The organism is Actinomadura harenae (assembly GCF_003696215.1).
GTDB classification, from domain to species: domain Bacteria; phylum Actinomycetota; class Actinomycetes; order Streptosporangiales; family Streptosporangiaceae; genus Spirillospora; species Spirillospora harenae.
Genome location: NZ_RFFG01000089.1, coordinates 1 through 13,307 on the forward strand (window position 1 = coordinate 1; position 13,307 = coordinate 13,307).

Consider the following 13,307-nt stretch of genomic DNA (forward strand, 5'->3'; position numbering starts at 1 on the left):
CCGGTGAGTGCACACGAGCACCTCCCGACCAGGGCCGACAGATCCCGTTGAGGACCCAAGGTCAGTCAGTCGGCGGGTCAGACCCCGGACGGGAGGTGCTCACCTCCATCATCACTGTCAGTCGGCGTCGATGGCGGCGAGGAGGTCGCGGAGGGTCTCGCGCTGGTCGGGGGAGAGGGCCGCGAACAGGTCCTCGACGCCGCGGACGTGCGCCTCGTGCATCCGGGCGAGGGCCGCGCGCCCGTCCCCGGTCAGGACGACCCGGGTCGCGCGCCGGTTGTCCGGGTCGGGTTCGCGCCGGACGAGGCCGTCGGCCTCCAGGGCGTCCACGAGGGTGGTCGCCGAGCGCGGGACGATCTTGAGCCGCTCGGCCAGCTCGGCCATGCGCGGCGCCTCGTCCCACCGTCCGATCACCCGCAGGGCCCGCGCCTGGGCGGGCGTCAGGCCGAGTGGCGCGAGCCGGTCGGCCATCCCGCGGCGGACGCGCTTGGCCGCCCGCAGGAACAGTTCGCCCAGTTCGGCGCGGTCGCTCACGGTGCTCTCCGGCATGCTTCTGAGTCTAGCTCACTGTTGCACAGGAATAATTGTGAGCTAAGCTCAGTTAGCGGGGAGGTCGCATCCCCCCGAGAGGAGCCGCCCGTGCCGAGCCCGACGAAGAAGCCCTCCCAGCAGCCCATACAGAACCCCACGCAGGACCCTTCGGCCGACCGTCCGGAGACTCCGCGCCAGATCCTCCGGATCGTCCGCCTGTTCCGGCCGTACCGGGCCAGGCTCTCCGTCGTCGGCCTGCTGGTCGGCCTGTCCGCCCTGGTCTCCCTGGCCTCGCCGTTCATGCTCCGCGAGGTCGTGGACGTGGCGCTGCCCCGCGGCCGCACCGGCCTGCTCACCCTGCTGGTCCTCGGCATGATCGCCGTGTCCGTCCTGACCAGCGTGTTCAGCGTCCTGCAGACCTACATCTCGACCGCCGTCGGCCAGCGCGTCATGCACGACCTGCGCACCGGCGTCTACGCCCACCTCCAGCGGATGCCGCTGGCGTTCTTCACCCGGACCCGCACCGGCGAGGTGCAGTCCCGCATCGCCAACGACATCGGCGGCATGCAGTCCACCGTCACCCAGACCGCGACCCAGCTCGTCGCCAACCTGACCACGGTCGTCGCCAGCCTGATCGCCATGGTCGCGCTGGACTGGCGGCTCACCCTGGTCTCCCTGGCCGTCCTGCCGGTGTTCGTGTGGATCAGCCGCCGCGTCGGCAACGAGCGCCGCCGGATCACCACCGTCCGGCAGCGGCAGCTCGCCGCGATGTCGGCGATCGTCGAGGAGTCCCTGTCGGTCAGCGGCGTCCTGCTCGGCCGGACCATGGGCCGCTCCCGCGCCCAGACCGACCGGTTCGCCGCCGAGTCCGAGTCCCTGGTCGACCTGGAGATCCGCTCCAACATGGCCGGACGCTGGCGGCAGTCGACGATCTCGATCGTCATGGCCGCGATGCCCGCGATCGTCTACTGGGCGGCCGGGCTGACCGTCTCGCAGGGCCACCCGCTGGTCACCATCGGCACCCTGGTCGCGTTCACGACCCTGCTGACCGGCATGTTCCGGCCCCTGATGATCCTGCTCCAGACGGGCGTCGAGGTGCAGAGCTCGCTCTCCCTGTTCGACCGCGTCTTCGAGTACCTCGACATGGTCCCGGACATCCAGGAGCCCGAGACCCCGGCGAGCGTCCCCGGACGCGTCCGGGGCGAGGTGCGGTTCGAGAACGTCGGCTTCTCCTACGACCCGGACGCGCCGCCCGCCCTCCGCGACGTCGACGTGACCGTCCCCGCCGGGACGAGCCTCGCCGTCGTCGGCGAGACCGGATCGGGCAAGACCACGCTGAGCTACCTCGTCCCGCGCCTGTACGACGTCACCGAGGGCCGCGTCACCATCGACGGCGTGGACGTCCGCGACCTGTCCTTCGCCGACCTCTCGGACGCCGTCGGCGTCGTCTCCCAGGAGACCTACCTGTTCCACGCGTCCGTCGCCGACAACCTCCGCTTCGCCAAGCCGGACGCCACCGACGCCGAGATCGAGGCCGCCGCCCGCGCCGCCCAGATCCACGACCACATCGCCGGCCTCCCGGACGGCTACGACACCCTCGTCGGCGAACGCGGCTACCGCTTCTCCGGCGGCGAGAAGCAGCGCCTCGCCATCGCCCGGACGATCCTGCGCGACCCGCCCGTCCTCGTCCTGGACGAGGCGACCAGCGCCCTGGACACCCAGACCGAGCAGGCCGTCCAGAAGGCGATCGACGCGCTCTCCCTCGGACGGACCACGATCACCATCGCGCACCGCCTCTCCACGATCCGCGACGCCGACCAGATCGTCGTCCTGTCCCATGGCCGAATCGCCGAACGCGGCACCCACGAATCCCTCATGGCCGCCGAAGGCCCCTACGCGACCCTCGTAACCCGCCACGATTCCCTGACCCCCGCCTAAGCGCGCCGGGCTAAGGCGTGCCCTATGCGTCGGGCTAAGTGCGGCGGCGCCTTTCCTTCAGGAAAGACGAAGCGCGTGGGCGGGGAAAAGAAAAAACGCCGATCTTATGGGGGGCGGCCGCTTCCCAAAGGGGGCGGCCGGCCTCCATGAGACCGGCGTGACGCGTTTGTTCGGCGTGGGCCGTTCCGACCGGGAGGGTTCGGCGGCCCGGAGCCGTGGTGCGGGGGGTGTCAGGCCGTCGCGCGGGCGCGGGCACGGGCGTTGCGGCGGCGCAGCGCACGGCGCTCGTCCTCGCCCATCCCGCCCCAGACGCCGGAGTCCTGGCCGGAGCCGATGGCCCAGCGCAGGCAGGCGTCGGTGACGTCGCAGCGGCGGCATACCTGCTTGGCCTCTTCGATCTGCACGATCGCGGGCCCGGTGTTGCCGATCGGGAAGAACAGCTCGGGGTCCACGTCACGGCAGGCTGCCCGGTGGCGCCAGTCCATGCGTCCACTCCTTCGTCAGTGGTGGCGGAAGTCACTCCACTTGTGAACGGATTCACATGTCGCGAACACCCCGGAACGGTCAAAAATTCGTCAGGGGTGACAGTTCGGCGGCGCTGCGATCAGGTGGCTGCCTCATTGGGCCCCTGACTACCGGCGCGCTTTGAGCGTGTCAGGGGGGCGCGGACAGACGCAAGACCTCCGAGAAAGGTTTCTCGAAGTATGGGTGTCGCATGTGTCACACGGGTGGGTCGTTCGTGTGACTTTGTTGTTAACGGATCACTCGATCGGCATCAAATGACGATCCGTATCGCCTTGGGCACCGAACGGAACGTGATGCGCTCCACCTCACCGAGGTAATCGCCGTCCAGCTGGTACGGCGTCGGATGGTCCGCCGTCAGGGTGACCTGGGGCGCGTCGTGCACGTTCAGCACCTGCCGCCCCCGCACCGGACGGGTCCGCGCGGCGAACATCCCCGCCAGCGCCCCCAGCGTCGGAAGGACGGCCAGGGACCGCATCCCGAACACGTCCAGCCCCCGCGCGAAACTCGCCTTCGGGCTCGGATTCACCGCGAACGGCCCGGCGAACGTCCACGGCGCCGTGTTCGACACGAACGCCAGGAACAGCTTCCCCTTCGAGCCCACCGGGGCGCGCCCGGGCAGCTCCATCGTGAGCGCGGGCCGCCGCCGGTCGGTGCCCGCGAAGAACCGGCGCAGCCCCGACCGGACGTACAGCAGCGGATCGGCCTTCGCACCCGCCAGCCGCGCCCGCTCGACCTCCCGGATCACCTCCGCGTCCAGGCCCACGCCCGCGCAGAAGGTGAAGAACCGCTCCGAACCGTCCGGGAGGACGGCCGCGCCGAGCCCGACCGTCCGGTACCGGCCCGCCCGCAGCGCCGTCAGCACCTGCCGCGTCGCCGCCACCGTGTCGTTCGGGAGGCCCAGGGCGCGGGCGAACACGTTCGCGCTGCCGAACGGCAGCACCGCCAGGGCCGGGACGTCCTCGGACGGCCCGTCGCGCAGCAGGCCGTTGACGACCTCGTTCACGGTGCCGTCGCCGCCGATGGCGATCACCAGGTCGAACCGCTCGGCGACCGCACGGGCGGCCAGCTCGGTGGCGTGGCCCCGGTGCCCGGTCTCGGCGGTCTCCAGGTCGAGGTCCCCGGCGAACGCCCGGACGAGCAGGTCACGGGCGCGTCGGCTGTTGGAGGTCGCCTTGGGGTTGGCGATCAGCATGGCGCGCACGGCGCCAAGGGTACCCAGCCGCCGCCGGACCCGTTCCGCCGCGGTCGCCCGGACGGTTCCGGGCGCCCCTCCCGGACCGCCGGGCCGCAGGTGGCGCCCTGCGCGGGGACCCGCGGAAGCGGCCGGTAGGGTGGCGGGTTGTGTCGAAGCGTCCCAGCATCGTGACCGCAGCCGCCGCGCTGGAGGGGGCCGAGGGCCTCGCCGCCGTCGGCTTCGGACTGTTCTCCGGCATCGAGACGGCCACCGGCGCGGCCGTGGACCCGACCAGCGCGGTCGCCGTGACCGTCCTGGCGCTCGGGGGCGGTCTCGCCATGCTCGGCTGCGCCCGGCTGCTGCTGCGCGGCGACAGCCGCGGCCGCGCCCCCATCGTGCTGACCCAGCTGTTCGCGCTCCCGGTCGCCTGGTCCCTCTGGCAGAGCCACCAGCCCGCCGTCGCGATCCCCCTCGGGGTCGTCGCGGTCATCACGCTGCTGCTCGTCCTCAGCTCCCCGGTCACCGCCTGGATCGATCACCAGGAGGACGACGAGGACGAGGACGACGACGGCTCCGGCACCGCCGAGGACGCCGACCACAAGGCCGGCTCCGGCTCCTGACCCAGGCCCCCCTCAAACCGGCACAGGCCCCCTCAAAAGGGTGAAGCCCGGACGACACGGGGTCGGCCGGGCCTCGGAGGCGCGGATCACTCGTCCGCCGTCAGGCCCTCCCGCAGCTGGGCCAGCGTCCGCGCCAGCAGGCGCGACACGTGCATCTGCGAGATGCCCAGCTCGGCGGCGATCTGGGACTGGGTCATGTTGCCGAAGAAGCGCAGCAGCAGGATCTTCTTCTCCCGGGCGGGGAGCTTCTCCAGCAGCGGCTTCAGCGACTCGCGGTACTCCACGCCCTCCAGCGACTCGTCGATCATGCCGAGCGAGTCGGCGACCGCCGGGGCGTCCTCGTCGCCGGAGTCGGGCGCGTCCAGCGACACCGTGGAGTAGGCGTTGGCGGACTCCAGGCCCTCCAGCACCTCCTCCTCCGACATCTGCAGGTGCGCGGCGAGCTCGCTGACCGTGGGGGCACGGCCCTCGCGCTGCGCCAGATCGCTGATCGCCTTGGTCAGCGACAGCTTCAGCTCCTGGAGCCGGCGCGGCACCCGCACCGCCCAGCCCTTGTCGCGGAAGTGCCGCTTGATCTCACCGACGATCGTCGGGGTCGCGTAGGTGGAGAACTCCACGCCCCGGCCGAGGTCGAACCGGTCGATCGACTTGATCAGGCCGATGGTGGCGACCTGGATCAGGTCGTCCAGCCACTCGCCGCGGTTGCGAAACCGGCGCGCGAGGTACTCCACCAGCGGCAGGTGCAGCTCGACCAGCTGGTCCCGGATGCGCTGGCGCTCGGGGTCGCCCTCCGGCAGCTCCGCGAGCCGCTCGAACAGGGCGCGGGCACGCGCCCGGTCCGGCACCGCGCCGCCCTCGCGCTCGTTGCCGGTATTGCCGGGGCTGTCGCCCGCGAGCGATGTGGTCCTGTTCTCCGTCACGGGGCCCCCGCAGCACCGCGGCGCTTCTGCAGCGTCACGGTGACCCGGTCGTCGGCGCCGACGCGCGCGTCCACCTCGCCCGCCAGGGACGACAGGACGGTCCAGGCGAAGGTGTCGCGGCTCGGCTCCTCGCCGTCCACCGTGAGCACCGACACCGAGATGCGCATCGCGTCCCCGGTCAGCTCGAACTCGCAGGTCAGATCCGTTCCTGGCACGGCCTGGGCGAGCAGCATCGCGCACGCCTCGTCGACGGCGATGCGCAGGTCCTCGATCTCGTCCAGGGTGAAGTCCAGGCGGGCCGCGAGGCCCGCCGTCGCGGTGCGCAGCACCGACAGGTAGGCGCTGGCTGCCGGCAGCCGGACGGTCACCACGTCACGCACGGACAACTTGGTACTGGCCGCCATGGCAGCGGTTTCCTCGGTCACGTCTCTCCCTCATGGGGTGGTCCCGCTGATTCGAAACTACCGCTTGCGGGGCCCCGCCGGAGCGTCCGGCGCGCGGGTCGCCGTCCGAAGTAGGGGGCGAGCCCACCGTTCACGCCGCAAACCCGGTCAGGAAGCGGTAAACCACACACCGTGCTCAGCCCCGGGCGAGCCTGGTGAGGGCGTCCCCGGTGACACGGTGGACCGTCCACTCGTCCTGCGGGCGCGCGCCGATCGACTCGTAGAAGCCGATCGCGGGGGTGTTCCAGTCGAGGACGGACCACTCGACGCGCCCGTACCCGCGCTCGTCCGCGATCCGGGCGAGCTCGGAGAGCAGCGCCTTGCCGTGTCCCTGGCCGCGCGTCTCGGGGGAGACGTAGAGGTCTTCGAGGTAGATGCCGTGGCGTCCGAGCCAGGTCGAGTAGCCGAGGAACCAGAGCGCGAAGCCGACCACCCGTCCCTCGTGCTCGGCGACGTGCGCGAACACCTTCGGCTCCGCGCCGAACAGGTCGCGCAGCAGGTCGTCCTCGGACGCCTTCACCTCGTGCGCGGCGCGCTCGTACTCGGCCAGGTCGCGCACCAGGCGCAGGATCGTCGGGACGTCCTCGGGACGCGCGGGGCGAATCATGTCCCCAGGCTAACGACACCGGCGACGCCGTCCCGGGTGCGGACGTGGCGGGCCTGTACGTGCCGGGCCTGTAGGTGCCGGGTGCGGACGCGCCGGGTGCGGACGTGCCGAGGCCCGTTCCTCCCAGCCGCTGGGGGGAACGGGCCTCGGTCAGGTCGTCAGCGGGGCTCAGCCCTGCTTGGTCTCCCAGAAGATCTTGGAGATTTCCTCGATCTTGCCGAGGAGCTTGTCGGCGACCTCGACGTCCATGCCGCCCTTGGTGCCGCCGGCGCCCGCGAGCTTGGTCGCCTCGTTGAACAGCGTGTGCAGCTGCGGGTACTTCTCGAAGTGCGGCGGCTTGAAGTAGTCGGTCCAGAGCACCCACAGGTGCTCCTTGACCAGCTGGGACCGCTGCTCCTTGATGCCGATGGCCCGCGTCCGGAACGCCGGGTCCTCGTTGGCGTTGTACTTCTCGATGATCGCCTTGACGGACTCGGCCTCGATCCGGGCCTGCGCCGGGTCGTAGACGCCGCACGGCAGGTCGCAGTGGGCGGAGACCGTGGTCTTCGGGCGCAGAAGGTTGACCAGCACCTGCGTTCCCTTCCCTCGATATCGGATCATGCTCAGGGCACCGAGATTACCCTTGTGCGCGGCGGCGCGTTCGGCCAGGGCGCTCGGTCTTTGGACGTAGGTCCCCGGCCGGTCCCGGCCCGGGTGCGCGGCGGGCGGGTGCGAGGCGAGGAGTGGGGATGCGGATGCGGGCCGGACGCGCGGTGGCGGCGGCCGGGGTGTGCGCGGCGGGCGCGGGCATCGCGGCGCTCGCGTGGCGGCGCGGTCGGCTGCTCGGTGGGCTGCGTGGTGGGTTGTTCGATGGGGCGCGTGGCGGGCTGCGCGCGGTCGAGGTGACCGGCGAGTCGATGCTTCCCGCGCTGCGCGCCGGGGACTGGCTGCTCGTCCGCGCGGGCGCGCCCGTGCGGGACGGGGACGCCGTCGTCGCGCGGCATCCGTGGAACGAGGACCGGCTCATCGTGAAGCGGGCCGTCCGGGAGGAGTCCGGCGGGTGGTGGCTGGAGAGCGACAACCAGCGCGCGCACGGACGCCAGGACAGCTGGGACTTCGACGCCGTCCCGCACGACCTCGTGCTCGGGCCGGTCGTGGCGCGCTACTGGCCGTTCAGGCGCGCGGGCCTGCTCTCCCGTTCGGCGCGTCCGCGCTGACCCGCGGGCCGTCCGTCGCGTCCGCGCTGACGGGTGGGCCGTCCGCCGGGGCGTCGGGCGCGCGGCCCTCCGCGTCGCCGGGGTCGCCCGGGTCGCCGGGGTCGCCGACGTTGTCCTCGTCGGCCGCGTGGTCGGGGCAGTGGTGCCGGGAGCGGTCCTTGGTGGTGTCGAGGAAGACCCGGCCGCAGCCGTCCGTCCGGCAGACGCGGAGCCGGTCGATGCCGTGCTCGGCGACGCGGACGGCCAGGCCCATCGCGGCGCGGGCGGCGTAGACGTCCGGGACGGCGCCGCCCTCGTTGACGTGCAGGTGCCAGTCCAGGCCGTCGTGCGCGGACAGCTGCGGATGGACGGGATGCTGGATGAGCAGCTCGTTGAGGCGTTCGGCGGCCTGCTCGTGGTCGCCGGCGGCGGACGCGGTGAAGACCGCGTGGAGCTGGTCGCGCAGCTCGCGCATGGCGTCCAGGTCGCGCGGGCGGAGCGTGCCGCCGCCGAGGTGCGGGCGGCCCGCGAGCAGGTCGCGGAGCCCGTCGAGGTCGCGCAGGCCGTCGAGCCTTCGCGGGCCGTCGAGCCTTCGCAGGTCGTCCGCGCCGGTGCGGTGCCGGCTGTTCACGAGCACGATCGCCAGGTCGGCGTAGGAAGCGAGGTCCACGTGCACTCCTGCCGGAGTTGACCCGATGATGCGTTTTTCCCCTTTGCCGAGTATGGCACTTCGTCCGGCGGTCAGGGGCGGTGAAAAAGGGGAAATCATTCGGCGTCCACGGGCCCCGGCCGGTGATTGTTTGGCCGCTCCTCCCGGCGGCGACAAGAAATCCCGGATTTATGGTCATGGCCGGATCTCATAATGCGGACGGCCCGCTCTCCGTCGGGAGAGCGGGCCGTGCGAAAAAGGCGAGGTCAGGCGCGGCAAGGACGGGGTCAGGCGCGGGCGACCCCGTCGGCGCGGGCGGCGGCGGCCACGGCCGAGGTGACGGCCGGGGCGACGCGCGGGTCGAAGGGACCGGGGATCACGTAGTCGGCGGTCAGGTCGTCCCCGACGATCGCGGCGAGCGCGTCGGCGGCGGCGAGCTTCATGCCCTCGGTGATGGTGTGCGCGCGGGCGTCGAACGCGCCCCGGAAGATCCCGGGGAACGCGAGCACGTTGTTGATCTGGTTCGGGAAGTCGCTGCGGCCGGTGGCGACCACGCGGGCGTGCCGCCGGGCCACCTCCGGGTGCACCTCGGGCGTCGGGTTGGACAGCGCGAACACGATCGCGTCCGGGCTCATCCCGGCCACGCAGGACTCGTGGACGGTGCTGCCGGACAGGCCGATGAACACGTCCGCGCCGACCAGCGCGTCCTCGGTGGAGCCGGTCAGCCGCGACCGGTTGGTGACCTCCGCGATCCGCCGCTTGACCGGGTTCAGGCCGTCCCGGCCCTCGTGGATCAGGCCCTTGCTGTCGGACAGGGCGAGGTCGCCGATGCCCGCCTCCAGCAGGATCCTCGACACCGCGATGCCGGACGCGCCGGCGCCCGCGACGACCGCGCGCAGGTCCGACAGCGGGCGGCCGACGAGCCGGGCGGCGTTCTTCAGCGCGGCGAGCGCGACGACGGCGGTGCCGTGCTGGTCGTCGTGGAAGACGGGGATGTCGAGGGCGGCGCGCAGCCGGTCCTCGATCTCGAAGCAGCGCGGGGCGCTGATGTCCTCGAGGTTGATGCCGCCGAAGCTCGGCGCCATCCGGACGACCGTCTCGACGATCTCGTCCACGTCGGTGGTGGCGAGCGCGATCGGGACGGAGTCGACCCCGGCGAACTCCTTGAACAGCAGGGACTTGCCCTCCATGACCGGCATGGAGGCGGCCGGGCCGATGTCGCCGAGGCCGAGGACGGCGGTGCCGTCGGTGACCACGGCGACGACCCGGGACGTCCAGGTGTAGTCGCGGGCGAGCTCGGGGTCGTCGGCGATGGCGGTGCAGACGCGGGCCACGCCGGGCGTGTAGGCGAGGGACAGATCGTCGGCGTTCCGCACGGGGACCGAGGAGCGGACCTCGAGCTTGCCGCCCCTGTGCAGGGCGAACGCCGGATCGTCGTCGAGTGACGTGGTGGACGGATGGGGATGAGTGATGGGCTCGGCGGCCACAGCGACCCCTGTCAGAGTTTCGGCGATTGAGGCGATGCCGCCGCGGTGGGCGCTGGTCTGGTGGCCAGGGCCGGTCGGGTGCATCTCGCGACGTACGGGGGTCACCCGTTGTCCGATTGTGCCACACCGGTCGCGGGCCTCCAGGGAACACCCGGGATGGTCTCGGTCACGCGCGACATGCCGTGTGGCGCCGATCACATAGGGTGAATTTCCAGGGGTTCATCTGGATTTCGGGCACTGCCTTGTTGTCCGATTGTTTCGGAGCCTTAATCAAGGCCACAGGTGCTATGCGTCAAAATGTGCCTTCAACCCGGGCCGGGACGCGGTCCGACGAAACGACTTGGAGGGGGACCAGTGAACATCGGTTCTCTAGGGCGCCGCACCGCAACGGCTGGTGCGCTCGTGCTCTCCGCGGCGCTCGCCCTGTCGGCCTGCGGCGGCAGCAAGAAGGACACCGGCTCGCAGGGCAAGGACGTCGGCGACATCTTCTCGGCGATCAAGCAGGACCCGGCGCTGCACGACCAGCTCGGTCCGGCGGTCAAGTCGTCCGGCAAGATCGTCGTGGCGACGGACCCGTCCTACGCGCCCAACGAGTTCTTCGGCAACGACAACAAGACCCTGGTCGGCATGGACCTCGACCTCGGCAAGGCCCTCGGCAAGAAGCTCGGCATCGACTTCTCGTTCGAGAAGGCCAGCTTCGACGGCATCATCCCGGGCCTCCAGTCCGGCCAGTACCAGGCGGCGATGTCCTCCATCACCGACAACAAGGAGCGGGAGAAGCAGGTCGACTTCGTCACCTACTTCACCGCCGGCACGTCGCTGATGGTCAAGAAGGGCAACCCGGGCGCCTACAAGCCCGACGACCTGTCGCTGTGCGGCAAGAAGGTCGCGGTCGAGAAGGGCACCGTCCAGCTGGACGAGGTGTCGGCGACCGTCGACGCCGCCAAGGGCACCGGCTCGCGCACCAAGAAGTGCAAGGACGGCGGCAAGCCCGGCCCGACGGGCCAGGCGTTCCCCGACCAGAACGGCGCGAACCTGGCGCTGTCCTCCGGGCGCGCCGACGCGGTCCTCGCCGACTCCCCGGTCATCGACTACGCGGTGAAGCAGTCCAACGGGCAGTTCGAGACCGCGGGCGCGACGTACGACACCGCGCCGTACGGCATCGCCCTCAGCAAGCAGCTCGGCACCACCAAGGACGCCGTGCTCGGCGCGCTGAAGGCGCTCCAGACGGACGGCACCTACAAGAAGATCCTCGAGAAGTGGGGCATCGAGCACGGGGCCCTCGACACCCCCGCCATCAACGGCGCCCAGAGCTGACACGCATGACCTTGCCTGAAGAGAACGTGCCCCGGGGGCGGCCGGCCGAGATCAAGGCCGTCCCCGTCCGGCACTACGGCCGCTGGGTGGCGGCCGTCCTGATCCTGTACATCGCCATCTGGGCGGTCTACAGCGTCGCGAACAACGAGCGGTTCGGCTGGGACACGATCAACGCGTGGTTCTGGGACGGGACGATCCTCGACGGGATCGTCATGACCCTGGAGCTCACGGTCATCGCGATGCTGATGGGCGTGGTCGGCGGGATCGTCCTCGCCGTGATGCGGCTGTCCCCGAACCCGCTGATCTCGGGTGTGGCCTGGGCGTACGTCTGGGTGTTCCGCGGCACTCCGGTGCTGGTGCAGATCATCCTGTGGTTCTACGTGAAGGCGCTGATCCCGACCTTCTCGCTCGGGATCCCGTTCGGCCCGACGTTCGTCCACTTCAACGCCAACGACCTGATCACCGCGTTCGTCGCGGGCTGCCTCGGGCTCGGGCTGAACGAGGCGGCGTACATGTCGGAGATCGTCCGCGCCGGCATCCTGTCGGTGGACCCGGGGCAGGGCGAGGCGGCGACCGCGCTCGGCATGAGCCGGGCGAAGATCATGCGCCGGGTGGTGCTCCCGCAGGCGATGCGGGTCATCATCCCGCCGACCGGCAACGAGACGATCTCCATGTTGAAGACGTCCTCGCTGGTGTCGGTGATCGCGCTGGCGGACCTGCTGTACTCGGTGCAGATCGTGTACAACCGGACCTACCAGACGATCCCGATGCTGCTGGTGGCGAGCATCTGGTACCTCGTCATGACCTCGATCCTCACTGTCGGGCAGTTCTACCTGGAGCGCTACTTCGGGCGGGGCACCGCGCAGCGGCAGACGATGCTGGAGCGGTTCGTGGCCAACCTGCGGGTCCGCAGCGGGAGGAGAGCCTGATGGCGAGCGACGACAGGCCCTCCCTGCAGAAGGCCGACGAGGACGACCCGGTGCCCGGCACCGGTCCGCGGGCCGGGGCGCCGGAGTTCATGGTGCGCGCCGAGGACGTGCACAAGAGCTTCGGCCGCCTGGAGGTGCTGAAGGGCATCGACCTGGAGGTGCGTCCGGGTGAGGTGATGTGCGTGATCGGGCCGTCCGGCTCGGGGAAGTCCACCTTCCTGCGCTGCATCAACCACCTCGAGAAGATCAACGGCGGCCGGCTCTGGGTGAACGGTCACCTGGTCGGCTACCGGCAGAAGGGCGACCGGCTCTACGAGATGCGCGAGCGCGAGGTCGCCGCGCAGCGCCGGGACATCGGGATGGTGTTCCAGCGGTTCAACCTGTTCCCGCACATGACCGCGCTCGGCAACGTCATGGAGGCGCCCGTCCAGGTGAAGGGGCAGCCGAAGGGGCAGGTCCGGGAGCGGGCGGTCGCGCTGCTGGAGCGGGTCGGCCTCGCCGACAAGATGGACGCCTACCCGGCGCAGCTGTCCGGCGGGCAGCAGCAGCGGGTCGCGATCGCGCGCGCCCTCGCCATGGAGCCCGCGCTGATGCTGTTCGACGAGCCGACGTCCGCGCTCGACCCCGAGCTGGTCGGCGAGGTGCTGGAGGTCATGAAGCAGCTCGCGGTGGACGGCATGACGATGATCGTGGTCACCCACGAGATCGGCTTCGCCCGCGAGGTCGGCGACTCGCTGGTCTTCATGGACGGCGGCGTGGTGGTCGAGCAGGGCCGCCCGCGCGACGTCATCGAGAACCCGCAGCACCCGCGCACCCAGGACTTCCTCTCCAGGGTCCTGTAGCGCGCCGGACGCGTTCCGGCCGGACGGCCCGCCCCGCTCGGGGCGGGCCGTTTTCGGTTTCGGGCGAACCGGTGGCCGTTCTGTGGCGTCTGGTGAAGAGTGTCCCTCCCGGGGGGCGCACAGAGGCGCTCAGGGACGGGAGGCGGCGTT

General features: G+C 71.2%; 15 protein-coding genes. 6 read left to right on the forward strand and 9 right to left on the reverse strand.

The window, feature by feature from the left end; all coding sequences use genetic code 11:
• Positions 1-117: 117 nt before the first annotated feature.
• Positions 118-549 (reverse strand): MarR family winged helix-turn-helix transcriptional regulator, encoded by a 432-nt coding sequence (locus EBO15_RS33365; protein ID WP_122198470.1) that lies wholly within the window; start codon positions 547-549, stop codon positions 118-120.
• Between the two features lie 90 nt (positions 550-639).
• Between EBO15_RS33365 and EBO15_RS33370 the strand changes: the two genes are divergently transcribed.
• Entirely contained in the window at positions 640-2,469 is a 1,830-nt protein-coding gene (locus EBO15_RS33370) for an ABC transporter ATP-binding protein (protein WP_325051959.1), read from the forward strand.
• 230 nt (positions 2,470-2,699) lie between these two features.
• Here the strand turns inward: EBO15_RS33370 and EBO15_RS33375 are convergent, their stop codons facing one another.
• Both EBO15_RS33375 and EBO15_RS33380 read right to left on the reverse strand, forming a co-directional pair.
• Positions 2,700-2,954: a WhiB family transcriptional regulator gene (locus tag EBO15_RS33375; protein WP_122198471.1), complete on the reverse strand. Its 255-nt coding sequence runs from the start codon at positions 2,952-2,954 to the stop codon at positions 2,700-2,702.
• Positions 2,955-3,244: 290 nt separating this feature from the next.
• Positions 3,245-4,195: a diacylglycerol/lipid kinase family protein gene (locus EBO15_RS33380; protein WP_122198472.1), complete on the reverse strand. Its 951-nt coding sequence runs from the start codon at positions 4,193-4,195 to the stop codon at positions 3,245-3,247.
• 140 nt (positions 4,196-4,335) lie between these two features.
• Here EBO15_RS33380 and EBO15_RS33385 point away from each other — a divergent pair, with 140 nt between their 5' ends.
• Positions 4,336-4,788, forward strand: coding sequence for a hypothetical protein (locus EBO15_RS33385; RefSeq protein ID WP_199744961.1), 453 nt, complete (start codon positions 4,336-4,338; stop codon positions 4,786-4,788).
• A gap of 86 nt (positions 4,789-4,874) precedes the next feature.
• Here EBO15_RS33385 and EBO15_RS33390 read toward each other — a convergent pair whose 3' ends face one another.
• The 4 genes from EBO15_RS33390 to sodN all read right to left on the reverse strand — a co-directional run bounded on the left by EBO15_RS33390 (position 4,875) and on the right by sodN (position 7,328).
• Positions 4,875-5,633, reverse strand: coding sequence for an RNA polymerase sigma factor SigF (locus EBO15_RS33390; protein WP_067819515.1), 759 nt, complete (start codon positions 5,631-5,633; stop codon positions 4,875-4,877).
• Positions 5,634-5,704: 71 nt separating this feature from the next.
• Positions 5,705-6,133 carry an ATP-binding protein gene (locus EBO15_RS33395; protein ID WP_378238977.1) on the reverse strand — a complete coding sequence of 143 codons (429 nt, stop codon included), beginning with the start codon at positions 6,131-6,133 and terminating at the stop codon, positions 5,705-5,707.
• A gap of 154 nt (positions 6,134-6,287) precedes the next feature.
• Positions 6,288-6,758 carry a GNAT family N-acetyltransferase gene (locus EBO15_RS33400; RefSeq protein ID WP_122198474.1) on the reverse strand — a complete coding sequence of 157 codons (471 nt, stop codon included), beginning with the start codon at positions 6,756-6,758 and terminating at the stop codon, positions 6,288-6,290.
• A 168-nt stretch (positions 6,759-6,926) separates the two neighbouring features.
• A complete protein-coding gene (sodN, locus tag EBO15_RS33405; RefSeq protein WP_267898447.1) occupies positions 6,927-7,328 on the reverse strand; it encodes a superoxide dismutase, Ni in 402 nt (133 codons plus the stop codon).
• A gap of 158 nt (positions 7,329-7,486) precedes the next feature.
• Between sodN and EBO15_RS33410 the strand changes: the two genes are divergently transcribed.
• The gene (locus EBO15_RS33410) at positions 7,487-7,954 is read left to right on the forward strand and encodes a S24 family peptidase (protein ID WP_233616605.1); all 468 of its coding nucleotides are present in this window, start codon (positions 7,487-7,489) and stop codon (positions 7,952-7,954) included.
• On the opposite strand, the gene EBO15_RS33415 is transcribed toward EBO15_RS33410, so the two are convergent.
• Positions 7,911-8,603 (reverse strand): CGNR zinc finger domain-containing protein, encoded by a 693-nt coding sequence (locus tag EBO15_RS33415; protein ID WP_233616606.1) that lies wholly within the window; start codon positions 8,601-8,603, stop codon positions 7,911-7,913. The genes EBO15_RS33410 and EBO15_RS33415 overlap by 44 nt on opposite strands.
• 266 nt (positions 8,604-8,869) lie before the next feature.
• Complete coding sequence (locus EBO15_RS33420) at positions 8,870-10,069, reverse strand: NAD(P)-dependent malic enzyme (RefSeq protein WP_233616608.1); 1,200 nt, start codon at positions 10,067-10,069, stop codon at positions 8,870-8,872.
• A gap of 402 nt (positions 10,070-10,471) precedes the next feature.
• Here EBO15_RS33420 and EBO15_RS33425 point away from each other — a divergent pair, with 402 nt between their 5' ends.
• The 3 genes from EBO15_RS33425 (at position 10,472) to EBO15_RS33435 (ending at position 13,157) form a co-directional block, all read left to right on the forward strand.
• On the forward strand, positions 10,472-11,386 hold the full coding sequence (locus tag EBO15_RS33425; protein WP_233616607.1) for an ABC transporter substrate-binding protein: 915 nt from the start codon (positions 10,472-10,474) through the stop codon (positions 11,384-11,386).
• A 5-nt stretch (positions 11,387-11,391) separates the two neighbouring features.
• Positions 11,392-12,315, forward strand: a complete 924-nt coding sequence (locus EBO15_RS33430; protein ID WP_122198479.1) for an amino acid ABC transporter permease — start codon at positions 11,392-11,394, stop codon at positions 12,313-12,315.
• A gap of 89 nt (positions 12,316-12,404) precedes the next feature.
• Positions 12,405-13,157, forward strand: coding sequence for an amino acid ABC transporter ATP-binding protein (locus tag EBO15_RS33435; RefSeq protein WP_122198497.1), 753 nt, complete (start codon positions 12,405-12,407; stop codon positions 13,155-13,157).
• The last annotated feature ends 150 nt before the right edge of the window (positions 13,158-13,307 follow it).

What these genes read in the sequence shown, in the direction of transcription:
- EBO15_RS33400 (WP_122198474.1), bottom strand. Translation starts at nt 6,758, where the DNA reads ATGATTCGCCCCGCGCGTCCCGAGGACGTCCCGACGATCCTGCGCCTG.
- EBO15_RS33410 (WP_233616605.1), top strand. Translation starts at nt 7,487, where the DNA reads ATGCGGATGCGGGCCGGACGCGCGGTGGCGGCGGCCGGGGTGTGCGCG.
- EBO15_RS33430 (WP_122198479.1), top strand. Translation starts at nt 11,392, where the DNA reads ATGACCTTGCCTGAAGAGAACGTGCCCCGGGGGCGGCCGGCCGAGATC.
- EBO15_RS33365 (WP_122198470.1), bottom strand. Translation starts at nt 549, where the DNA reads ATGCCGGAGAGCACCGTGAGCGACCGCGCCGAACTGGGCGAACTGTTC.
- EBO15_RS33435 (WP_122198497.1), top strand. Translation starts at nt 12,405, where the DNA reads ATGGTGCGCGCCGAGGACGTGCACAAGAGCTTCGGCCGCCTGGAGGTG.
- EBO15_RS33375 (WP_122198471.1), bottom strand. Translation starts at nt 2,954, where the DNA reads ATGGACTGGCGCCACCGGGCAGCCTGCCGTGACGTGGACCCCGAGCTG.